The organism is Serratia sp. CY37869, assembly GCF_052168895.1.
In the GTDB taxonomy this organism is placed as follows: domain Bacteria; phylum Pseudomonadota; class Gammaproteobacteria; order Enterobacterales; family Enterobacteriaceae; genus Serratia; species Serratia ureilytica.
On the sequence record NZ_JBJNLU010000001.1, the window covers coordinates 1,922,216 to 1,943,391 of the forward strand.

The following is a 21,176-nucleotide window of genomic DNA, read 5'->3' on the forward strand; positions in this document are numbered from 1 at the left end:
ATACTACTTGAATATTCGGTCCGCGCCAATCCGAAACGGATTCGGTTATAATGCGCTTATCATCCGTAATCTCAACTGTTATGAAAAAATTCTCTGTTAGAAATCACAACGTTAAACGATTCAGCAAGCCGAATGCCGCCAAACCCGCCGCGCCGAAGGGGCCGCGTCGAATTGTGTTATTCAACAAGCCCTTCGACGTGCTGCCGCAGTTCACCGATGAAGCCGGCCGCACCACGCTGAAAGAGTACATCCCCTTCCCCGACGTTTACGCCGCCGGGCGCCTGGATCGCGACAGCGAAGGGCTGCTGGTGCTGACCAACGACGGCCAGCTTCAGGCGCAGCTCACCCAGCCGGGCAAGCGCACCGGCAAAATCTACTATGTGCAGGTCGAGGGCGCGCCGCAGGAGAGCGATTTGGCGCCATTGCGCTGCGGCGTTACGCTGAAAGACGGCCCGACGCTACCCGCCGGTGTTGAGTTGGTGGCCGAGCCTCAGTGGCTATGGCCGCGCAACCCGCCGATCCGCGAGCGTAAATCCATCCCCACCAGTTGGCTGAAAATCACCCTGTTCGAAGGGCGAAACCGCCAGGTGCGTCGCATGACGGCGCATATCGGGTTCCCTACCCTGCGCCTGATTCGCTACAGTATGGGTAATCTTTCGCTGGGCTCACTGCAGCCTGGTGAATGGAAAAGCATCGATTCTCTGTAGACCGATAACTGATGGAGGCGCCATGAAATCCACGCCGATCGCGCTGCTGCTCGCCGCTCTGGCGGCCCCGTTTGCCGCCCAGGCCGCCAGCTTCGACTGCGCCAAGGCGGCAAGCCGCGATGAGCAAGCCATCTGCGCCAACCGCACGCTGAACGATTTGGATGTGCAAATGGCCACCCAATACCAATTGCTGCGCGGCCTGTTCGCCATGGGCGCGCGCGGCGCGATGCAGGACAGCCAGCAGGCCTGGCTGGCAAAACGCCAGCGGTGCGGCGGCGATACCGCCTGCCTGCTGCAAAGTTACCGCACCCGCATCGCCGAGCTGGACGATATCTATCGGCGCATCGACAAACCGCTGTAAGGAGACCGCATGTTCAAACCGCACGTCACCGTGGCCTGCGTGGTGCACGCCGCCGGCAAATTTTTAATTGTCGAAGAGACCATCAACGGCAAAGCGCTGTGGAATCAGCCGGCCGGCCACCTGGAGGCCGACGAGACGCTGGTGCAGGCCGCCGAGCGCGAGCTGTGGGAAGAGACCGGCATCCGCGCCACCCCGCAGGCGTTTTTACGTCTGCACCAATGGATTGCGCCGGATCGCACGCCGTTCCTGCGTTTTTGCTTCGTCATCGAGCTGGAACAGCCGCTGCCGACCGAGCCGCACGACAGCGACATCGATCGCTGCCTGTGGTTGAGCGCCGACGAGATTTTGCAGGCGCCCAACCTGCGTTCCGCGCTGGTGGCCGAGAGCATTCGCAGCTACCAGCAGCCGGAGCGCTACCCGCTGTCGCTGGTCGGCAGCTTCGCCTGGCCGCATTGAGGGCGCCGGGCAGCACAAGATGAACAGTGCGCCGGCGCGGGCAACGTGGTAAAATCCTGCGCTTGTTTTTATCAGCACGGTTCGTGTTCAAGTTCGTGAGATCCCCATGTCAGACAACAGCCAGAAAAAAGTAATCGTCGGTATGTCCGGCGGCGTCGACTCTTCCGTTACCGCCTATCTGTTACAGCAACAGGGCTATCAGGTCGCTGGGCTGTTCATGAAAAACTGGGAAGAAGACGACGACGAAGAGTACTGCTCCGCCGCGACCGATCTGGCCGACGCGCAAGCGGTCTGCGACAAGCTGGGCATCGAACTGCACACGGTGAACTTTGCGGCGGAATACTGGGACAACGTGTTTGAGCTGTTCCTGGAAGAATACAAGGCCGGCCGCACGCCGAACCCGGACATCCTGTGCAATAAAGAAATCAAATTCAAAGCCTTCCTGGAGTTCGCCGCCGAAGACCTGGGGGCCGATTTCATCGCCACCGGCCATTACGTGCGCCGCCAGGACGTGGACGGCAAAAGCCGCCTGCTGCGCGGCGTCGACGGCAACAAAGATCAGAGCTACTTCCTCTATACCCTGAGCCACGAGCAGGTGGCGCAAAGCCTGTTCCCGGTTGGGGAACTGGAGAAGCCGGAGGTGCGCCGCATCGCCGAGCAACTGGAGCTGGTCACCGCCAAGAAGAAAGACTCCACCGGCATCTGCTTTATCGGCGAGCGCAAATTCCGCGACTTCCTCGGCCGCTACCTGCCGGCGCAGCCGGGCCCGATCGTCAGCGTCGACGGCCAGACCGTCGGTGAACACCAGGGCCTGATGTATCACACCCTGGGCCAGCGCAAAGGGTTAGGCATCGGCGGCCTGAAAGACAGCAGCGAAGATCCGTGGTACGTGGTGGATAAAGACGTGGCCAATAACGTGCTGGTGGTCGCGCAAGGGCACGATCACCCGCGCCTGATGTCAGTCGGCCTTATCGCGCAGCAGCTGCACTGGGTGGATCGCCTGCCGCTGACCGGCCCGTTCCGCTGTACGGTGAAGACCCGCTATCGCCAGCAGGACATCCCTTGCACCGTGACCCCGCTCGACGACGAACGCATCGAAGTGCGTTTCGACGAGCCGGTCTCCGCCGTCACCCCCGGCCAGTCGGCGGTGTTCTACCAGGGCGAAATCTGCCTCGGCGGCGGCATCATCGAACAGCGCCTGGCGTAGTTCGCCTGCCGCCCAAGAAAAACGCTGCGTTTACCGCAGCGTTTTTTTTATTCAGAATTCCACCTGCGCCCCCAGTTCGATCACCCGGTTTGGCGGGATTTCGAACAGATCCGGCGCCCGCAGCGCGTTGCGCTGCAACAGCTGGAACACCTTGCCGCGCACGCGCAGATACCAGGGGCGCTTGCCCAATACCAGCGTATCGCGCGACATGAAGAACGAGGTCTCGTTCATGGTGAAACTCATCCCCTCCAGGCCGCAGCGATAAAGGATATCCGTCACGTTGGGCGTTTCGCGCCAGCCGTAGCTCGCCACCACCCGCCAAAAGCTCGTCGACAGCTGTTCGATCGCCACCCGCTGCACGTTGTGCACATACGGCATGTCGGTAGTCACGATAGTCAGCAGCACCACGCGCTCATGCAACACCTTGTTGTGCTTCAGGTTATGCAGCAGCACCAGCGGCACCGCATGCGGCGTGCGCTCCATAAACACCGCGGTGCCCGGCACCCGCTTCGGCGGCGCCTTCTCCAGCGACTCGATCAGCGCGGTCAGCCCTTCCTGGTTGTCGCGCAGCCGGCGGATCAGGCGCGAGCGCTCGGTCTTCCAGGTCAGCATGATCAGCAGAATGATCAACCCCAGCGCCACCGGCAGCCAGCCGCCGGTCGCCAGTTTGATCAGGTTGGCGCCGAACAGCGGCACGTCGATGCACAGCATGGCAAGCAGCATCAGCCCACCCAGATAGCGCGGCCAGCCCCAGTTTTTCACCGCCACGATGCTCAGCAAAATCGACGACAGCAGCATGGTGCCGGTCACCACGATGCCGTAAGCCGAGGCCAGGTTGCTGGAGTGTTTAAAACTGATAATCACGATCAACACCGCCGCGAACAACAGCCAGTTCACCACCGGAATGTAGATCTGCCCGGACTCCTGATCGGAGGTATAGATGATGCGCATCGGCGGCAGGTAGCCCAGCCGCACCGCCTGGCGCGTCAGGGAGAAGACGCCGGAGATCACCGCCTGCGAGGCGATCACCGTCGCCAACGTGGCGATCACCAGCAGCGGGATCAGCGCCCAGGTGGGCGCCAGCAGGAAGAACGGGTTATTGATCGCCGCCGGGTTGGCCAACAGCAGCGCCCCCTGGCCGAAGTAGTTCAGCACCAGCGCCGGCGCCACCAGCGTAAACCACGCCAGGCGGATCGGTTTTTTGCCGAAGTGGCCCATGTCGGCGTACAGCGCTTCGGCGCCGGTGACCGACAGCACCACCATGCCCAGCGCGAAGAACGACACTGCCTTGTACTCGAGGAAGAAATTCACCGCCCAGTAAGGGTTCAGCGCCCGCAGCACGCCGGGGTGATGCAAAATGCCGCCGATGCCGAGCAGCGCCAGCGTCAGGAACCAGATGACCATCGCCGGGGCGAACAGTTTGCCGACGCTGCCGGTGCCGTGTTTCTGGATCGCGAACAGCGCGGTCAACACCAGCAGCGACAGCGGCACGATAAAGCTGTCCAGCTCGGGGGCAATAATCTGCAGGCCTTCGATAGCCGAGAGCACCGAAATGGCCGGGGTAATCACCCCATCGCCATAAAAGAAGCTGCCGCCCACCAGCCCGACCAGCACCGCCGCCGGCACCCAGCGCGCATCCAGCTTGCGGATCGCCAGCGACATCAGCGTCAGAATTCCCCCTTCACCGTCGTTGTCGGCGCGCATCACGAAGCAGACGTATTTGATCGACACCACCAGCGTCAACAGCCAGAAAATCAATGACAGAAAGCCGTAGATCGACGTCGGCGTTAGGGTGATCCCTTCTTCCGCCGTCAGGCATTCGCGCAGGGTATACAGCGGGCTGGTGCCGATATCACCGTACACCACGCCGATGGCCGCCAGCGTCACCGCCGGCAGCGGCTGCTTGTTTTTTACGTGCATATAAAGGTCTTTATTTGAGGGGTCACGTTGGCAGTATAGATGCAGCCGCCGCACTTTATTTGCCGCCGCAACAATAAGTTCGTGCCGCGCCACCGGCGATTTTCGCCGTCTATTTGCGCAGTTCTGCGCCGCACGGCGCATCCGCCTCGCCACAGGCGTATTAGACGCTGGGTTTACCCTCAATTTTATGGCATGATCCGCGGCATTCGTTGTCATCGTTGTTACAGCCACGCCCGATCGTTACCGTTCGCGGCCGCCGCCGTTACCCTGGCGATACGCACAACCTTATACAGTAAGCCATGTACCGTTCACCGCGTTTACAGGAGTCATCGTGGCGAAAAATTATTATGACATCACGCTGGCCATGGCGGGTATCAGCCAGTCGGCGCGTTTGGTTCAGCAATTGGCCCATGAAGGGCAATGCGACCGCGAAGCGTTTCACACCTCGCTGAAAAGCCTGCTGCAGATGGACCCACCCTCTACGCTGGCGGTGTTCGGCGGCGAGGAGCGCAATTTGATGGTCGGCCTCGAAACCCTGATGGGCGTGCTTAACGCCAACAACAAAGGGCCGGGCGCGGAACTGACCCGCTACACCATCAGCCTGATGGTGCTGGAGCGCAAGCTCAACGCCAACAAACAGGCAATGAACACGCTCGGCGAACGCCTCGGCCAGCTCGAGCGCCAGCTGGCGCACTTCGATCTTGAGTCGGACACCATCATCAGCGCGCTGGCCGGCATTTATGTCGACGTGGTCAGCCCGCTCGGGCCGCGCATCCAGGTGACCGGCTCACCGGCGATCTTGCAGAACCCGCAGGTGCAGGCCAAAGTTCGCGCCACGCTGCTGGCCGGCATTCGCGCCGCCGTGCTGTGGCAACAGGTCGGCGGCAGCCGCCTGCAGTTAATGTTTTCCCGTAATCGTCTGTTCAAGCAGGCGCAAAATATCGTTGCTCATTGTTAATCGATCCCAGGAGTTGCTACCGATGGAATTATCCTCACTGACCGCCGTTTCCCCCGTTGATGGACGCTACGGTGATAAAGTCAGCGCACTGCGCCCCATTTTCAGCGAATACGGTCTGCTGAAATTCCGCGTACAGGTTGAAGTACGTTGGCTGCAAAAACTGGCCGCCTGCGCAGAAATCAAGGAAGTTCCCGCTTTTGACGCCGACGCAAACGCTTTCCTCGACAAAATCGTCGCTGAATTCAACGAAGAAGACGCTCAGCGCATCAAAACCATCGAGCGCACCACCAACCACGACGTGAAAGCGGTCGAGTATTTCCTGAAGGAAAAAGTGGCGGCGGTGCCTGCGCTGCACGCGGTGTCCGAGTTCATTCACTTCGCCTGCACCTCCGAAGACATCAACAACCTGTCGCACGCGCTGATGCTGCAAAGCGCTCGTCAGGACGTGGTGCTGCCTTACTGGCGTAAAATCATCGATGCGCTGAAAGGGCTGGCGCTGGAATACCGCGATATCCCGCTGCTGTCGCGCACCCACGGCCAGCCGGCTACGCCGTCGACCGTCGGCAAAGAGTTCGCCAACGTGGCTTACCGCATGGAGCGCCAGTACCGCCAGCTGGAGCGTGTGGAGATCATGGGTAAAATCAACGGCGCGGTCGGCAACTACAACGCCCACATCGTCGCCTACCCGGAAGTGGACTGGCATCAGTTCAGCGAAGCGTTCGTGACCTCGCTCGGCGTCACCTGGAACCCGTACACCACCCAGATCGAACCGCATGACTACATCGCTGAGCTGTTCGACTGCGTAGCGCGTTTCAACACCATTCTGATCGACTTCGACCGCGACATCTGGGGCTACATCGCCCTGAACCACTTCAAGCAGAAGACCATCGCCGGGGAAATCGGCTCCTCCACCATGCCGCACAAGGTCAACCCGATCGACTTCGAAAACTCCGAAGGCAACCTGGGCCTGGCCAACGCCGTGCTGGGCCACCTGGCGGGCAAACTGCCGGTCTCCCGCTGGCAGCGCGACCTGACCGACTCCACCGTGCTGCGTAACCTGGGCGTGGGCCTGGGCTATGCGCTGATCGCCTATCAGGCCACCCTGAAGGGCATCAGCAAGCTGGAAGTGAACCAGGCGCACCTGCTGGACGAACTGGATCACAACTGGGAAGTGCTGGCCGAACCGATCCAGACCGTGATGCGCCGTTACGGCATCGAGAAGCCTTACGAGAAGCTGAAAGAGCTGACCCGCGGCAAGCGCGTGGACGCCGCCGGCATGCAGGCGTTCATCGACGGTCTGGCGCTGCCGGAAGAAGAGAAAACCCGTCTGAAGGCGATGACCCCGGCCAACTACATCGGCCGCGCCACCACCCTGGTCGACGAGCTGAAGTAAGCGCGTTAGACCCACAACGACAAGGCGGCCCGCGGGCCGCCTTGTTGCTTATTATTCGCCGCGCAACACCTGCAGCCGGGCTATCTGCCGCCCCTGCGCATCGAAGTTCTCGGCACTCAGCCAACGCGCCAGCGCCTGCCGCACCGTCGGCCAACGGTCAGCGGTGATGGCGAACCAGTCGGTATCCCGGCTGCGCCCCTTGACGATCACCGCAAAGCGGAAGTTGCCCTCGTAACGGAAACCAAAGCGCAGCGCGGCCTGGCGCGACGGCGCGTTGTGGCTGTCGCACTTCCATTCGCAGCGGCGGTAGCCCAGCGTATCAAAGGCGTAGCGCAGCAGCAGCGCGATGGCTTCGGTGGCGCTGGAGCGCTGTTTCATCAACGGCGACCAGCTGACGTGGCCGATCTCCAGCACGCCGTTGGCCTCGTCGATGCGCATCAGCGCCACCGTCCCCACCGGCGCGTCGCTGGCGGCGTCGAACACCGTCAGGTTGACCAGCGTCGGGTTGGCCTGCAGCGTCTCCAGATGCTGCAGCATCGCCGCCGGTGTATCGGGCCGTTCGATAGACAGATAGGTCCAGTCGCGGCCGTCCGGCGCCAGCTGGAAAGCATCGTACAGCGCGGCGTAATCCCGCTGCGGCTCGAGCGGCGCCAGTGAACAGAAACGCCCGCCGAGCGTTGCGCCGCCCGGGCGGCGAGCCGGCTGCCAATCCGGCATCGGTTCGCCAATCGGCTGACCATAACGATTCATTGCCATACGCGCCTCCTGCGGTTAACGGGTATAAACGATAAACGAACTTCTTCTGCCGATTTTGTCGTACAGCGAACGCGCCGGCGCGTTGTACTCCTGAGTCATCCAATAGACCCGATCGCTGCCGCGCGCCTCCGCCAGCCGATACGCCTGTTCGAACAGTTTTTCCGACACTTTATGGCCGCGCGCCTGCGGCGACACAAAGAGATCTTCGATATAACAATAGCCCACCGCGCTCCAGGTGGACGGATGGAATACCAGGTTCATCAGCCCCAGCAGCCGGCCGTCGGCATCCTCCGCCACCAGCCCGTACACCTGTTCATCCTGCCCCAACCGTTCGAAGGTGCGATCGGTCACCTGCGGCGCCACGTCGGCGCGGTAGAAGTCGAGATAGCCCTGCCACAACGCCAGCCATTGCGCTCTGTCGTCGCCATTGATTCTGCGGATAGTCACTTCACGATTTGATGGGTTCATAGCGCCTCACGGGGTTAAGATATTATTTCCATTAGGGAAATAACCGAATAGCGGCAGGATACACCGCGCAGCGACGGTGTAATACGGACCAATTCAAAACGCCGAGCAGACCAATTTTAACCGCCGTTTTCCCGCGGCAGCGCGCTGAACACCTGTGCCAGCGTGGCGATAAAGCGCACGATCTCGTCCGGCGCATAGGCCGAGAAACCGAGCACCAGCGCCCCGCGCTGCGGCGCGCCGGTGTAGAAATCCGCCAGGCCGTACAATCGTATTCCCCGCTCGGCCGCCGCCGTCACCAGCCGCCGCTCCGTCGCCGCATCCGCCAGCGGGCAAACCAGCTGCAGGCCACCCTGCGGCAAGGCCGGGCGCGTCCAGGGCGCGAGATGGCGATGCACCGCGTCGTACAGGACGTCCAGCCTCGCCTTGTACAGCGTGCGCATATTGCGCAGATGCTCGGCGTAGCCGCCCTCGTGCAGGCAGTGGAACAGCGTCATCTGCGCCAGTGCCGACGTGTAGCCGTCCTGAAACTGCCTGGCGGCGACCAATGGCCGCACCAGCTGCGGCGGCGCGATCATGAAACCGATGCGCAACCCCGGAAACAGCGTCTTGCTGAAGGTGCCGATGTACAGCGTGCGCCCGCCGCTGTCCAGCCCCTGCAGCGCCGCCTTGGTTTGTCGATCGTAGTTGAACTCGGCGTCGTAATCGTCTTCGATGATCCAGGCCCGCCGGCGCTGGGCCCACTGCAACAGCGCCAGGCGCCGCTCGAGGCTCAGCGAGTATCCCAGCGGGTAATGATGGGACGGCGTGATGTAAACGCCCCGCCCGCCCCCCGAAGCCTGCATCAGTTGCCCGACGTCCAGCCCTTGCTCATCAATGCCGATCGGCCGCGCCTGCAGCCCCGCCGACTGCACCAGTTTTTTCGCCCCCTGGTAACCCGGCTCTTCGACGAATACCGCATCGCCGGGATCGAACAGCACCTGCGTGCACAGCGCCAGCGCCTGCTGAGAGCTGGTGACCACGATCACCTGCTCCGCCGTCGCCTTGACGCCCCGCTCCCGCTGCAAATAGTGCGCGATCTCCGCACGCAGCTCCGGCAAGCCCTGCGGATCGGCATACCCCAACAGCCGCTCGCCGTGCCGCCGCAGCGCCTGCTTTTCCCACTGCAGCCACGAATCGATGGGAAACGCCCGCAGATCCGCCAGCGAGGGCGTCAGCGACGCCTGACGGCTGGTGTGCGGCGTATGGCTGACCGCCAGCAACGCCCGGCCGCGATCGCTTAGCTCGCGTTCCGCCAGCCGCGCCTCCTGGCCCGCCTGCGTCGCCAGCAGTTCACGGCCGAGCAACGTATCGCAGCGATAGCGAACATAGCTGCCGCGCCCCACCGCCCGGCTGATGTATCCCTCCGCCTCCAGCCGCGCGTAGGTCTGCTCCACCGTATCGCGCGCCACCCCCAGCCGGGGCGCCAATGCGCGGCTTGGCGGCAGCTTCGCCCGCCACGGCAGTTCCCCGGCGGTGATGAGCCGCAACAGGGCCTGATGCAGCGCCGAACGTCGGGTCAGCCCCTGCTGACGCTGCTGGGTGAAGGCCGCCAGGATTGCCGCGTCGTCCGCGCAGGATGGGTGGTCACTCATGGGCTGTCTGTTTCTCCAAACTCGGGGCGATTGCACACTACTCTACCTTATTTCATCCCCTCGGCGGCGGCAGTTGCGCTGCCCGGCGAAATCCCCTTAAATAAGCCATTGCATTGAGGCTACAGGATTTCCGTCGGCTATGAGCAAGGAGACCAACCAGCGTCTGCTGGAAAAACTGCTGCAGGATCTGGCCAGCGCGGGCGCGATGCCGCTGTATCTGCGCTTTAACGCCTCGGTGCGCCAGGCCATAGAGCAAGGATTGCTGAACGCGGGGGATTTCCTGCCCAGCGAGCGTCTGTTTACCGAACGGCTCGGCATCTCGCGCATCACGGTGCGCAAAGCGCTGGCCTGTCTCGAGCAAGACGGCATCATCGGTCGTTCACGCGGTTACGGCACTTTCATCCAGGCGCAACGGCCCGCGCCGAAGCTGCGCTATTCATTAGCGGACGTCAAAGGGTTCTCGCGCGAGGTGATGCAACAAGGGCGCCGGCCGGACACGCAATGGCTCAGCCGTGAACGGGTACCGGCCAGCGCCGAACTGGCGGAAAAGCTCCAGCTGGCGATCGGAACGCCGATCTATCAACTCAAACGTATCCACTTTCTCGATCGGCAGCCGATGTCGGTGGCGGTGTCCTACGTGGTGGCGGCGGCGATTGCCAACGTCGACGAGATTGGCATCTCGCTCTATGACTACTTCCGCCGAAATAACGTGGAGATGGGATCGCTGCGCAGCCAGGTCAGCGCGGCCATGGCCGATGACGACATCCGCCGGGCGCTGCAATTATCAGAACCGATGCCGCTGCTGATCGTGCGCCAGACGCTGTTCGACCACCGCAAGAAACCTATCGAATACAGCGAAAGCTTCTGCCGCAGCGACATGTACGAATTTACCAGCGAAAGCTGATCCGTTACGCCTCGCCCTGCCGACGGCGGCGAAAACGCACGAACGCCTGGGCATACGCCTCGACGTCCAGTGGATTCACCCGCTGCAACTGCGCCAGCAGCGCAGGATCCATCGCTTCGGCGCCGTGCAGCGCGCCGCAGACAGCGGTGGCCATCGCGCCGATGGTGTCGGTATCGCCCCCCAGGTTGGCGCACAGCACGGCGCAACGGGTAGGATCGGTTTGCGCCAGCTGCACCATCGCCAGCGCCGCCGGCACCGACTCGATGGTGCTCACCCCGGCGCCAATCAGTTGATATATCCGCTCGGATGCCTGTTCGGGATCGGCCGCCTCATCCACCACCTGAAACGCCAACTCGATGCGCGCCGCCAGCGAAGGGCTGAACGTCGTCACCTGACGGCGCTGGGCATACTCCGCCACGCCCGGCAACGCCAGACGAATCGAGGCCCAGTCCGCCCCCTCCACCGCACGCGAAACCGCCCAGGCGATCGCCACGGCACCGGCGACGGCGATGTCGGATTTGTGCGTCGGGCTGGAGGCCAGCCACACCTGCTGACAGAACCCCTCCAGCGGCGCAGACGGCAGCACGCAACCCAAAGGCGAAATGCGCATCGCCGCGCCGTTGGTGATGCCGTTGTTTTCCAACGCGGCGATCGGCGTGCCCGCTTTCTGCTCGCTCAACGCCAGTTTGGAACTGGGGCCGAGAATGTTCTTGTTGAAGGCGTCAAAACTGTCCACCCAGCGGATCACGTTGCGGGCGATCAGTTCTGGCACCACCTCGCCTTCCGCTTCCAGCAGCGCATCGGCCAGCGCCAACGCCATCGAGGTATCGTCGGTATATTGCCCGGCCTTGAAGTAACAGGCGGCTGAGTTCTCCGCCGGCCCATCGAGGAAGCCGTCTATCCAGCCGAAGTGGCGCTTAACCCGCTCGCGCGGCCACAGCTCGGAAGGCATGCCGAGCGCGTCGCCCAGCATCTGTCCGTAAAATACGCCCGCTATGCGTTCTGCCTGGGTTAATTGCTTCATCCATCGCTCCTGAGAAAATATGCCGATACCTCAATAATACCTTATTAGTACCTTTAAAGCTTATCAAGCGCTCCGGTTCACACTTTCCTTTCGCGGCAATGCCCGACGCGTTTAAGTTGCGTTTAACGTTGCCCCGCCGCTGTTTATCCGACGTTTATCAGAGCTTGTCGATAATGTCGGCGAACAAATTGATAACGCTTATTTTAATACATTGCTTCGGCTCTCTTGCGGGCCGGGCGGGTTATACCTACCATAACCTCAGCATTTTTTGCCAAAATGGTTCAGGTGGCCGCGTTATCCCCTGACACGCCGCGGAGCGTGTTCCCTTTTATCGCGTGGGTGACAGGACATTCACCCGCACAGTCACAGGAGTTCGCCATGCGAGTACTGGTTGTTGAAGATAATGGTTTGCTGCGCCACCACCTTTCCGTTCAGATGCGCGAGATGGGCCATCAGGTCGATGCGGCTGAAGACGCCAAGGAAGCCGATTATTTCCTGCAGGAGCATGCGCCGGATATCGCCATCGTCGATCTCGGCCTGCCGGGCGAAGACGGCCTGAGCCTGATCCGCCGTTGGCGCGCGCACCAGACCAAGCTGCCGATCCTGGTGCTGACCGCCCGCGAAAGCTGGCAGGACAAAGTGGCGGTGCTGGAAGCCGGCGCCGACGACTATGTCACCAAGCCGTTCCACCTGGAAGAAGTGATCGCCCGCATGCAGGCGCTGATGCGCCGCAACAGCGGCCTGGCATCGCAGGTGATCGTGCTGCCGCCGTTCCAGATCGATCTGTCGCGCCGCGAACTGAGCGTCAACGATCAACAGATCAAGTTGACCGCCTTTGAATACACCATCATCGAGACCCTGATCCGCAACGCCGGCAAGGTGGTGAGCAAGGATTCGTTGATGCTGCAGCTTTACCCGGACGCCGAACTGCGCGAAAGCCACACCATCGACGTGCTGATGGGCCGCTTGCGCAAGAAGGTGCAGGCGGAATACCCGCATGAAGTGATCACCACGGTACGTGGCCAGGGCTATCGTTTTGACGCGAAGTGAACATGATGTTCAACAAGAATAAAAAACCGTTTTCGCTGCGCGCCCGCTTCCTGATGGCGACCGCCGGGGTGATCCTGGCGCTGTCGCTTTCTTACGGTTTGGTGGCGGTCGTCGGCTACATCGTCAGCTTCGACAAGACCGCCTTCCGCCTGCTGCGCGGCGAAAGCAACCTGTTCTTCAGCCTGGCGCAGTGGAAAGACAACAAGCTCACCATCGCCATTCCTCCCGATATCGATCTCAATTTTCCCACGCTGGTGTTTATCTACGACGATAAAGGCAACCTGCTGTGGAGCCAGCGCAAGGTGCCGGAGCTGGAGAAGCTGATCAACAAGGAATGGCTGGAGGAGTCCGGCTTCTACGAAATTGACACCGATACCCGCATCAGTAGCGAAGTGCTGGGGGACAACCCCAAAGCGCAGGATCAGCTGAAGAATTATGACGATACCGATCAGAACGCGCTGACGCACTCGGTGGCGGTCAATACCTATGCCGCCACGGCGCGGCTGCCGGCGTTGACCATCGTGGTGGTCGACAGCATTCCGCAGGAGCTGCAGCGCTCAGACGTAGTGTGGGAGTGGTTCAGCTACGTGCTGCTGGCCAACCTGCTGCTGGTGGTGCCGCTGCTGTGGCTGGCGGCCTACTGGAGCCTGCGGCCGATCAAGGCGCTGGTCAATCAGGTGGGCGAGCTGGAGAACGGCGAACGCGATCAGTTGGATGAGAACCCGCCCAGCGAACTGCGCGGCCTGGTGCGCAATTTGAACATTCTGGTGCGCAACGAACGCCAGCGCTACACCAAATACCGCACCACCCTGTCGGATCTGACCCACAGCCTGAAAACGCCGCTGGCGGTGCTGCAAAGCACCCTGCGCTCGCTGCGCAGCGGCAAGCAGACCACTATCGAAGAAGCCGAGCCGATCATGCTGGATCAGATCGGGCGCATCTCTCAGCAGATCGGTTACTACCTGCATCGGGCCAGCATCAACTCCGGCCAGACGGTGCTGACGCGCGAGATCCACTCGGTGCCGGCGCTGCTCGACAGCCTGGTGGTGGCGCTGAACAAGGTTTATCAGCGCAAAGGGGTGGTGATCACGCTGGACATCTCGCCGGAAGTGACCTTTATGGGCGAGAAGAACGACTTTATGGAAGTGATGGGCAACGTGTTGGAAAACGCCTGCAAATACTGCCTCGAGTTCGTGGAAATCACCTCGCTGCACTCCGATAAAAACCTCATCCTCGTCATCGACGACGACGGCCCGGGCATCCCGGAAAGCAAGCGCCAGCTGATCTTCCAGCGCGGCCAGCGGGTGGATACCCTGCGTCCCGGTCAGGGCCTTGGCCTGTCGGTGGCGGCGGAGATCATCGAGCAATACGACGGCGAAATCGTCATCAGCGACAGCCCGCTCGGCGGCGCGCGCATGCAGGTCACCTTCGCCCGCCAGCACGATACCCACCACAACGAGTAAATTATGCCTCTGCGGCCCCGATCCACGGGGCCAAACTTCCGTTATAATCGCACTCAGGCTCACTCCTCTATCCTGGAATAGAACATGGATTATCAATTAGACCTGGACTGGAACGATTTTTTGCAACGTTATTGGCAAAAACGTCCGGTGATTCTGAAGCGCGGCTTCAAAAACTTTATCGATCCGATCTCCCCGGATGAGCTGGCCGGGCTGGCGATGGAAAACGAAGTGGACAGCCGCCTGGTCAGCCACCAGGACGGCCGTTGGCAGGTCGCGCACGGCCCCTTCGAGAGCTTCGATCACCTGAGCGAAAACAACTGGTCGCTGCTGGTGCAGGCGGTGGACCACTGGCATGAGCCTTCCGCAGCGCTGATGCGCCCGTTCCGCCAACTGCCGGACTGGCGGATGGATGACCTGATGATCTCCTTCTCGGTGCCGGGCGGCGGCGTCGGCCCGCACCTCGATCAGTACGACGTGTTCATCATTCAGGGCACTGGCCGCCGCCGCTGGCGAGTCGGGGAAAAAACGCCGCTGAAACAGCACTGCCCGCATCCGGATCTGCTGCAGGTAGAGCCGTTCGACGCCATCATCGACGAAGAGATGGAGCCGGGCGACATTCTCTACATTCCGCCGGGCTTCCCGCATGAAGGCTACGCGCTGGAAAACGCGCTCAATTATTCGGTGGGCTTCCGCGCGCCGAACGGCCGCGAGCTGGTGAGCGGCTTCGCCGATTACGTGCTGGCGCGCGAGCTGGGCAGCAAACGCTACGGCGATCCGGACGTTAAACTGCGCGAACACCCGGCGGAGATCCTGCCGCAGGAAGTGGACGCCTTACGGCAGATGATGCTGGATCTGGTGCAACAGCCGGAACACTTCCAGCACTGGTTCGGCGAGTTTATCTCCCAATCGCGCCACGAGCTGGATCTGGCGCCGCCGGAGCCGCCGTATCAGGCCGGGGAAATCTACGAACTGCTGCAACAGGGTGAAGCGCTGCAGCGCCTGGGCGGGTTGCGCGTGCTGCGCGTCGGCGATCGCTGCTTCGTCAACGGCGAACTGATCGACACCGACCAGCTGCAGGCCGCAGACGCCCTGTGCCAGCACTTCAGCGTCGACGCTGCCCTGCTCGGCGACGCGGTGGACGATCCGTCATTCCTGGCGCTGCTGACCGCGCTGGTCAACAGCGGCTATTGGTACTTTAACGACTGATTGCGAGTACGCGAACAAGCCACCCTATCGGGTGGCTTTTTTTATGCCTGCCGCGCCTGCGCGCGAAAACCGGCCAGCGCTTCATTCGCCATGCCCGCCTGCTCCGCCGCCGTGCAAATCTGCCGCCAGGTATTGGCGTCTATCGGTATGCCCTGCTCCAGCCGCGCCGCGCGGTTGGCCTCTTCCCATTCTCCCGGCACCGCGATCGGTTGTTCGCCGCTCGGCGGCGACGCCTTCACCCAGCCGATAAACGCTTCGGCCTCGGCCTGCATTTGCGGGGCGTCGAAGGCCTGAGGATCGAGGATCAGGGTCGTCATGCAGTTGAAGATGGCGTCGCTGTCGGCTTTCAGCGTGGCGTCGTGGGTGGTGCGGCCACCGGAGAGCGCGCCGCCGAGGATCTCACACATCGCCGCCAACGCATAGCCTTTGTGCAAGCCGAACGGCAACAGTGACCCGAACGGCGCTTCGTGCATCACCTTCGGTTCGGTGGTGGGTTGCCCGTGTTCGTCGATCAGATAGCCCGGCGCCACCGACAAGCCTTTGTTATAGGCCACCCGGGTCTTGCCGAAGGCGATGCCGCTGGTGGCGAAATCCAACAGCAGCGGCGTGCGGCCCGGCCGCGGGAAAATGGCGCAGAACGGGTTGGTGCCGAAGCGGCGATCGCTGCCGCCGAACGGCGCCACCATCGGATCGCCCACCACGTTGACGAAGTGAATCGAGATAAAACCGGCGCGGGCGCACTGTTCCGCCCAATGGCCGATGCGGCCGATATGGTGCGCGTTGTGCAGCGCCACCGCCGCCAGGCCCAGTTTACCGGCGCGCTCAATGCCCAGCGCCATCGCTTCGCTGGCCACCACCTGGCCGAAGCCGCGCGCACCGTCGAGCGTCAGCACCGCGCCGGCGTCGCGCACCACCTCGGCATGTTGATTAAGCTGCAACTGCCCCTGCGCCAACGATGCCATGTAACTGGGGATCATGCCGACGCCGTGCGAATCGTGCCCGGCCAGATTAGCCTGCACCAGGTGATCGGCCACCAGCTCGGCTTCGCGCGCCGTGCTGCCGGCCTGGCGCCAAATCGCCTGAACGAACTGCGTCAAATGCGAGCCGGCGATGCGGAATTCGGTGCTCATCATGCGGTCCTTATGCGTGGGGAATGGACTTCCACACTATGAGCAACGCCTTGTTGCGGCAAGCGATTATGATAATCGCAAGCGTCCCGTTTTACCGCGCCCGCTCGGCGGCCAGCGCCGCGATGCGCATAATTACCGCCACCGCTTGCTCCATGCCTTCCAGCGTCACGAATTCGTGCTTGCCGTGGTAGTTGTAGCCGCCGGTGAACAGGTTCGGGCACGGCAGGCCGCGGAACGACAGCTGCGCGCCGTCGGTGCCGCCGCGGATCGGTTTCATCACCGGTTCAATGTCGCAGTCGCGCATTGCCTGCTGCGCCAGCGCGATCGCGTGCGGATGCTCCGCCACCTGTTCGCGCATGTTGTAATAACTGTCTTCGATGCTGACTTCAATATAACAATCGCGCGGCAGGCCTTTGCCGACCTCGCGGGCGATCTCCACCATCTTGCGTTTGCGCGCCTCGAATCCCTCGCGCTCGAAGTCGCGCAGGATGTAGTGCATTTCGGCGCGTTCCACGCTGCCCTTGATGCTGCTGAGGTGGTAAAAGCCCTGGTAACCCTCGGTGGTCTCCGGCGTTTCGTCCGCCGGCAGCGCCTGATGAATGCGGGTAGCCAGCGACAGCGCGTTGACCATCACGCCCTTGGCGCTGCCGGGGTGCACGCTGTTGCCGAGGATTTTGATCGTCACCGAGGCGGCATTGAAGTTTTCGCACTCCAGCTCACCGACGCCGCCGCCGTCCACCGTGTAAGCCCATTCGGCATTGAAGGCCGCCACGTCGAACAGCTGCGCCCCCTTGCCCACCTCTTCATCCGGGGTGAAGGCCACGCGGATGTCGCCGTGCGGGATTTTGCGCGCGCGCAGGCGCGCCATGGCGGTGAGGATCTCGGCGATGCCGGCCTTGTCGTCGGCGCCCAGCAGCGTTTTGCCGTCGGTGGTGATCAGGGTCTGCCCCAACATCTGGTGCAGGATCGGGAACATCACCGGCGACAGCACTTCATCGCCAATACCGAGCGCAATATCGCCGCCGCGATAGTTCTCGACGATCTGCGGATTGACGTGTTTGCCGCTGAAATCCGGCGAAGTATCCAGATGGGCGATAAAACCGACCGCCGGCACCGGCCAGGCGACGTTGCCCGGCCAGGTGCCCATCACGCAGCCGTGCTCGCTGAGCGACACCCGCTCGAAGCCGAGCGCGATCATTTCCTGCTGCAACGCACGCGCCAGCTTCAACTGCCCGTCGGTGCTCGGCACATGCTTTACGTTCGCTTTGGACTGGGTGTCGAAAGAGACGTAGTTGAAAAAGCGGTCAAGTAATTTATCCATGGTAGCGGCCCCTCAGAATATCGCGTTTCATTATGCTGAACCGATCAGGATCAAATATTGCGTCAGGTCATTTTTAACCAGAATTCGCCAATATCATTAATCTTTGTGATGATTTCAGAGGGAAATAACGCTGTCATCACAGGGTCATTTGTCGCTATCATGATGAAAAACGCGGCATCTGGGCCGGATTGGCTTTCAATTCCGGCATTCAGCGTCTATCATGCGCGCTCGAAAAATTTCCATTGGCGCAACTGGTTTGAGCTTCTTTTGAATCGCGGGCATGCCCGCAAGCTCCGGCAGTCTTTTCCAGTTGCGGTTCTATCTGCATTAGCCCACGGGATAGAGTAAGACGATAAATGACTGAGACATCCTCTCGAGCCCCCCTTGTTGAACTGCATGCCCTGAGCAAAGCGTTCGATGGCAAAACCATCATTGCCGATCTGGATCTGACGATTAATCACGGCGAATTCCTCACCATTCTTGGTCCCTCCGGCTGTGGCAAAACCACGGTGCTGCGCCTGATTGCCGGTCTGGAAGACGCCGATCGGGGCCGCATCGCGCTCGACGGCCAGGACATCACCGCCATTGCGGCCGAGCATCGCCACGTCAACACCGTGTTTCAGAGCTATGCCCTGTTTCCGCACATGTCGGTGTTCGACAACGTCGCTTTCGGCCTGCGCATGCAAAAGGTGCCGGCGGCCGAACTGACGCCGCGCGTCGAAGAGGCGCTGCGCATGGTGCAGTTGGATGCCTTCGCCAAGCGGCGGCCGGGCCAGCTCTCCGGTGGCCAACAGCAGCGTGTGGCCATCGCCCGCGCGGTGGTCAACAAGCCGAAAGTGCTGCTGCTGGACGAATCGCTGTCGGCGCTGGACTACAAGCTGCGCAAGCAGATGCAGAACGAACTGAAAGCGCTGCAGCGCAAGCTGGGCATCACCTTCGTGTTCGTCACCCACGATCAGGAAGAAGCGTTGACCATGTCGGATCGCATCGTGGTGATGCGCGAAGGCCGCATCGAGCAAGACGGCACGCCGCGTGAGATCTACGAAGAGCCGAAAAACCTGTTCGTCGCCAGCTTCATCGGCGAGATCAACATCTTCGACGCGGTGGTCCTGCAACGCCTCGATCCGCAGCGGGTGCGCGCCAATGTGGAAGGCCGCGAGTGCGACATCTATGCCGACCTGCCGGTAGAACCGGGCCAAAAGCTCAAGGTGCTGCTGCGCCCGGAAGATCTGCGGGTGGAAGAAGTGAACGACAGCGCGCAGCACGACGGGCTGATCGGTTACGTGCGTGAGCGCAACTACAAAGGCATGACGCTGGAATCGGTGGTCGAGCTGGAGAACGGCAAAACGGTGATGGTCAGCGAGTTCTTCAACGAAGACGATCCGGACGTCGATCACTCGCTCAATCAGAAGATGGCGGTGACCTGGGTCGAAAGCTGGGAGGTGGTGCTGGCCGATGAAGAAATCGCGTAAAGTCTTCCAGAATGTGGTGATCGTCGGCGTCGTCGCCTGGCTGTTGCTGTTCGTGTTCATGCCGAACCTGATGATCATCGGCGCCAGCTTCCTGACCCGTGATGACGCCAACCTGGTGCAGATGGTGTTCACGCTGGATAACTACCGGCGTTTGTTCGATCCGCTGTATGCCCAGGTGCTGCTGCACTCGCTGAACATGGCGCTGATCGCCACCCTGTGCTGCCTGGTGATCGGCTATCCGTTCGCCTTTATTCTGGCGCGCTTGCCGCAGAAGGTGCGGCCGCTGCTGCTGTTTCTGCTGATCGTGCCCTTCTGGACCAACTCGCTGATCCGCATCTACGGCCTGAAGCTGTTTCTCAGCACCCGCGGCTATCTCAACGACGCGCTGCTGTGGATCGGCGTCATCGACAAGCCGCTGCGCATCATGTACACCTCGGAAGCGGTGATCCTCGGCCTGGTGTATATCCTGCTGCCGTTTATGGTGATGCCGCTCTACTCCAGCATCGAAAAGCTCGATAAATCCTGCCTGGAGGCGGCGCGCGATCTCGGCGCCAGCAAGCTCCAAACCTTTATCCGCATCATTGTGCCGCTGACCATGCCGGGCATTATCGCCGGCTGCCTGCTGGTGGTGCTGCCGGCGATGGGGCTGTTCTTCGTCGCCGATCTGATGGGCGGCGCCAAAAACCTGCTGATCGGCAACGTGATTAAAAGCCAGTTCCTCAATATCCGCGACTGGCCGTTCGGCGCGGCCACCAGCATCTGCCTGACGCTGGTGATGGGGCTGTTGCTGCTGGTCTATTATCGGGCCGCCCGCCTGCTGAACAAGAAGGAGGATCTGGCATGATCGGACGTCTGCTGCGCGGCGGCTTTATGACGCTGGTATACGCCTATCTGTATATCCCGATCGTCATCCTGATCGTCAACTCCTTCAACGCCTCGCGCTTCGGCATCAACTGGCAAGGGTTCACCACCAAGTGGTACAGCACGCTGCTCAACAACGACAGCCTGTTGCAGGCGGCGGGCCACTCGCTGACCATGGCGGTGCTCTCCGCCACCTTCGCCACGCTGATCGGCTCGCTGACCGCAGTGGCGCTGTACCGCTACCGCTTCCGCGGCAAACCGTTCGTCGGCGGCATGCTGTTTGTGGTGATGATGTCGCCGGACATCGTGATGGCCATCTCGCTGCTGGTGCTGTTCATGTTGCTGGGCATTTCGCTCGGCTTCTGGTCGCTGCTGTTCTCGCACATCACCTTCTGCCTGCCGTTCGTGGTAGTGACCGTCTACGCGCGCCTAAAAGGCTTCGACGTGAAGATGCTGGAAGCCGCGCGCGATCTCGGCGCAAGCGAGTTCACCATCCTGCGCAAAATCATTCTGCCGCTGGCGATGCCGGCGGTGGCGGCCGGTTGGCTGCTGAGCTTCACCCTGTCGATGGACGACGTGGTCGTCTCCTCCTTCGTCACCGGGCCGAGCTACGAGATTTTGCCGCTGAAGATCTATTCGATGGTGAAAGTCGGCGTCTCGCCTGAGGTTAACGCGCTGGCCACCATTTTGCTGCTGCTGTCGCTGACGCTGGTGATCGCCAGCCAGTGGGTGATGCGCGATCGCTCGCCCAAGGCCGAGTAATCCTTCCCGCCGGGCGCTGCGGCGCCCGTCTCTTTCATTGACCACAATGATATGAAAGCGGCCTTTGGTGATGGCCCTGACTCGGTTAACCCGCTGATTTGCCGCTGGGATAACCGCCTTTACCCA

The 21,176-nt window shown here is 61.7% G+C and carries 21 protein-coding genes; 14 read left to right on the forward strand and 7 right to left on the reverse strand.

Annotation, left to right across the window (positions count from 1 at the left end):
* Positions 1-80 precede the first annotated feature (80 nt).
* The 4 genes from rluE (at position 81) to mnmA (ending at position 2,731) form a co-directional block, all read left to right on the forward strand.
* Positions 81-707: a 23S rRNA pseudouridine(2457) synthase RluE gene (rluE, locus tag ACJ8J1_RS09225; protein WP_033642783.1), complete on the forward strand. Its 627-nt coding sequence runs from the start codon at positions 81-83 to the stop codon at positions 705-707.
* Positions 708-729: 22 nt separating this feature from the next.
* Positions 730-1,068, forward strand: coding sequence for a lysozyme inhibitor LprI family protein (locus ACJ8J1_RS09230; protein WP_033642782.1), 339 nt, complete (start codon positions 730-732; stop codon positions 1,066-1,068).
* A 9-nt stretch (positions 1,069-1,077) separates the two neighbouring features.
* Positions 1,078-1,524: an NUDIX hydrolase gene (locus tag ACJ8J1_RS09235; protein ID WP_004941205.1), complete on the forward strand. Its 447-nt coding sequence runs from the start codon at positions 1,078-1,080 to the stop codon at positions 1,522-1,524.
* 106 nt (positions 1,525-1,630) lie between these two features.
* Positions 1,631-2,731, forward strand: a complete 1,101-nt coding sequence (gene mnmA / locus ACJ8J1_RS09240; RefSeq protein WP_016928066.1) for a tRNA 2-thiouridine(34) synthase MnmA — start codon at positions 1,631-1,633, stop codon at positions 2,729-2,731.
* A gap of 51 nt (positions 2,732-2,782) precedes the next feature.
* Here mnmA and kup read toward each other — a convergent pair whose 3' ends face one another.
* On the reverse strand, positions 2,783-4,651 hold the full coding sequence (gene kup, locus ACJ8J1_RS09245; RefSeq protein WP_033642781.1) for a low affinity potassium transporter Kup: 1,869 nt from the start codon (positions 4,649-4,651) through the stop codon (positions 2,783-2,785).
* A 331-nt stretch (positions 4,652-4,982) separates the two neighbouring features.
* Between kup and hflD the strand changes: the two genes are divergently transcribed.
* A complete protein-coding gene (hflD, locus tag ACJ8J1_RS09250; protein WP_033642780.1) occupies positions 4,983-5,609 on the forward strand; it encodes a high frequency lysogenization protein HflD in 627 nt (208 codons plus the stop codon).
* A gap of 22 nt (positions 5,610-5,631) precedes the next feature.
* On the forward strand, positions 5,632-7,002 hold the full coding sequence (gene purB, locus ACJ8J1_RS09255; protein ID WP_033642779.1) for an adenylosuccinate lyase: 1,371 nt from the start codon (positions 5,632-5,634) through the stop codon (positions 7,000-7,002).
* Between the two features lie 51 nt (positions 7,003-7,053).
* On the opposite strand, the gene ACJ8J1_RS09260 is transcribed toward purB, so the two are convergent.
* The 3 genes from ACJ8J1_RS09260 to pdxR form a co-directional block, all read right to left on the reverse strand.
* Complete coding sequence (locus ACJ8J1_RS09260) at positions 7,054-7,758, reverse strand: GNAT family N-acetyltransferase (RefSeq protein ID WP_033642778.1); 705 nt, start codon at positions 7,756-7,758, stop codon at positions 7,054-7,056.
* A gap of 15 nt (positions 7,759-7,773) precedes the next feature.
* Entirely contained in the window at positions 7,774-8,226 is a 453-nt protein-coding gene (locus tag ACJ8J1_RS09265) for a GNAT family N-acetyltransferase (protein ID WP_033642777.1), read from the reverse strand.
* A gap of 116 nt (positions 8,227-8,342) precedes the next feature.
* A complete protein-coding gene (gene pdxR / locus ACJ8J1_RS09270; protein ID WP_033642776.1) occupies positions 8,343-9,857 on the reverse strand; it encodes a MocR-like pyridoxine biosynthesis transcription factor PdxR in 1,515 nt (504 codons plus the stop codon).
* A 139-nt stretch (positions 9,858-9,996) separates the two neighbouring features.
* Between pdxR and ACJ8J1_RS09275 the strand changes: the two genes are divergently transcribed.
* Positions 9,997-10,761: a GntR family transcriptional regulator gene (locus tag ACJ8J1_RS09275; protein ID WP_033642775.1), complete on the forward strand. Its 765-nt coding sequence runs from the start codon at positions 9,997-9,999 to the stop codon at positions 10,759-10,761.
* A gap of 4 nt (positions 10,762-10,765) precedes the next feature.
* Here the strand turns inward: ACJ8J1_RS09275 and ACJ8J1_RS09280 are convergent, their stop codons facing one another.
* Complete coding sequence (locus tag ACJ8J1_RS09280; RefSeq protein ID WP_060659640.1) at positions 10,766-11,785, reverse strand: ADP-ribosylglycohydrolase family protein; 1,020 nt, start codon at positions 11,783-11,785, stop codon at positions 10,766-10,768.
* Between the two features lie 378 nt (positions 11,786-12,163).
* Here ACJ8J1_RS09280 and phoP point away from each other — a divergent pair, with 378 nt between their 5' ends.
* The 3 genes from phoP (at position 12,164) to ACJ8J1_RS09295 (ending at position 15,504) form a co-directional block, all read left to right on the forward strand.
* A complete protein-coding gene (phoP, locus tag ACJ8J1_RS09285; RefSeq protein ID WP_004941169.1) occupies positions 12,164-12,835 on the forward strand; it encodes a two-component system response regulator PhoP in 672 nt (223 codons plus the stop codon).
* A 5-nt stretch (positions 12,836-12,840) separates the two neighbouring features.
* Positions 12,841-14,298: a two-component system sensor histidine kinase PhoQ gene (phoQ, locus tag ACJ8J1_RS09290; protein WP_033644257.1), complete on the forward strand. Its 1,458-nt coding sequence runs from the start codon at positions 12,841-12,843 to the stop codon at positions 14,296-14,298.
* A gap of 84 nt (positions 14,299-14,382) precedes the next feature.
* Positions 14,383-15,504, forward strand: coding sequence for a ribosomal protein uL16 3-hydroxylase (locus ACJ8J1_RS09295; RefSeq protein ID WP_004941161.1), 1,122 nt, complete (start codon positions 14,383-14,385; stop codon positions 15,502-15,504).
* Positions 15,505-15,545: 41 nt separating this feature from the next.
* Here ACJ8J1_RS09295 and ACJ8J1_RS09300 read toward each other — a convergent pair whose 3' ends face one another.
* Both ACJ8J1_RS09300 and pepT read right to left on the reverse strand, forming a co-directional pair.
* Entirely contained in the window at positions 15,546-16,634 is a 1,089-nt protein-coding gene (locus tag ACJ8J1_RS09300; RefSeq protein ID WP_033644256.1) for a malate/lactate/ureidoglycolate dehydrogenase, read from the reverse strand.
* Positions 16,635-16,725: 91 nt separating this feature from the next.
* A complete protein-coding gene (pepT, locus tag ACJ8J1_RS09305) occupies positions 16,726-17,955 on the reverse strand; it encodes a peptidase T (RefSeq protein ID WP_033642773.1) in 1,230 nt (409 codons plus the stop codon).
* 57 nt (positions 17,956-18,012) lie between these two features.
* Here pepT and ACJ8J1_RS09310 point away from each other — a divergent pair, with 57 nt between their 5' ends.
* From ACJ8J1_RS09310 to potC, 4 genes are read left to right on the forward strand one after another with little or no spacing between them, the layout of a single operon-like run.
* On the forward strand, positions 18,013-18,303 hold the full coding sequence (locus ACJ8J1_RS09310; RefSeq protein WP_146049831.1) for a hypothetical protein: 291 nt from the start codon (positions 18,013-18,015) through the stop codon (positions 18,301-18,303).
* An 8-nt stretch (positions 18,304-18,311) separates the two neighbouring features.
* Complete coding sequence (gene potA, locus ACJ8J1_RS09315) at positions 18,312-19,427, forward strand: spermidine/putrescine ABC transporter ATP-binding protein PotA (protein ID WP_033642772.1); 1,116 nt, start codon at positions 18,312-18,314, stop codon at positions 19,425-19,427.
* Positions 19,411-20,271 (forward strand): spermidine/putrescine ABC transporter permease PotB, encoded by an 861-nt coding sequence (gene potB, locus ACJ8J1_RS09320; protein ID WP_033642771.1) that lies wholly within the window; start codon positions 19,411-19,413, stop codon positions 20,269-20,271. The genes potA and potB overlap by 17 nt, the downstream gene beginning before the upstream one ends.
* Positions 20,268-21,050 (forward strand): spermidine/putrescine ABC transporter permease PotC, encoded by a 783-nt coding sequence (potC, locus tag ACJ8J1_RS09325; protein ID WP_033642769.1) that lies wholly within the window; start codon positions 20,268-20,270, stop codon positions 21,048-21,050. Before potB ends, potC begins: the two co-directional genes overlap by 4 nt.
* The last annotated feature ends 126 nt before the right edge of the window (positions 21,051-21,176 follow it).

Bases quoted from the DNA above. Each gene is read 5' to 3' on its own strand.
- rluE (WP_033642783.1), top strand. From the start codon at position 81: ATGAAAAAATTCTCTGTTAGAAATCACAACGTTAAACGATTCAGCAAG.
- ACJ8J1_RS09230 (WP_033642782.1), top strand. From the start codon at position 730: ATGAAATCCACGCCGATCGCGCTGCTGCTCGCCGCTCTGGCGGCCCCG.
- ACJ8J1_RS09235 (WP_004941205.1), top strand. From the start codon at position 1,078: ATGTTCAAACCGCACGTCACCGTGGCCTGCGTGGTGCACGCCGCCGGC.
- mnmA (WP_016928066.1), top strand. From the start codon at position 1,631: ATGTCAGACAACAGCCAGAAAAAAGTAATCGTCGGTATGTCCGGCGGC.
- kup (WP_033642781.1), bottom strand. From the start codon at position 4,651: ATGCACGTAAAAAACAAGCAGCCGCTGCCGGCGGTGACGCTGGCGGCC.
- purB (WP_033642779.1), top strand. From the start codon at position 5,632: ATGGAATTATCCTCACTGACCGCCGTTTCCCCCGTTGATGGACGCTAC.
- ACJ8J1_RS09260 (WP_033642778.1), bottom strand. From the start codon at position 7,758: ATGGCAATGAATCGTTATGGTCAGCCGATTGGCGAACCGATGCCGGAT.
- ACJ8J1_RS09265 (WP_033642777.1), bottom strand. From the start codon at position 8,226: ATGAACCCATCAAATCGTGAAGTGACTATCCGCAGAATCAATGGCGAC.
- pdxR (WP_033642776.1), bottom strand. From the start codon at position 9,857: ATGAGTGACCACCCATCCTGCGCGGACGACGCGGCAATCCTGGCGGCC.
- ACJ8J1_RS09275 (WP_033642775.1), top strand. From the start codon at position 9,997: ATGAGCAAGGAGACCAACCAGCGTCTGCTGGAAAAACTGCTGCAGGAT.
- ACJ8J1_RS09280 (WP_060659640.1), bottom strand. From the start codon at position 11,785: ATGAAGCAATTAACCCAGGCAGAACGCATAGCGGGCGTATTTTACGGA.
- phoP (WP_004941169.1), top strand. From the start codon at position 12,164: ATGCGAGTACTGGTTGTTGAAGATAATGGTTTGCTGCGCCACCACCTT.
- phoQ (WP_033644257.1), top strand. From the start codon at position 12,841: ATGTTCAACAAGAATAAAAAACCGTTTTCGCTGCGCGCCCGCTTCCTG.
- ACJ8J1_RS09295 (WP_004941161.1), top strand. From the start codon at position 14,383: ATGGATTATCAATTAGACCTGGACTGGAACGATTTTTTGCAACGTTAT.
- ACJ8J1_RS09300 (WP_033644256.1), bottom strand. From the start codon at position 16,634: ATGAGCACCGAATTCCGCATCGCCGGCTCGCATTTGACGCAGTTCGTT.
- pepT (WP_033642773.1), bottom strand. From the start codon at position 17,955: ATGGATAAATTACTTGACCGCTTTTTCAACTACGTCTCTTTCGACACC.
- potA (WP_033642772.1), top strand. From the start codon at position 18,312: ATGACTGAGACATCCTCTCGAGCCCCCCTTGTTGAACTGCATGCCCTG.
- potB (WP_033642771.1), top strand. From the start codon at position 19,411: ATGAAGAAATCGCGTAAAGTCTTCCAGAATGTGGTGATCGTCGGCGTC.
- potC (WP_033642769.1), top strand. From the start codon at position 20,268: ATGATCGGACGTCTGCTGCGCGGCGGCTTTATGACGCTGGTATACGCC.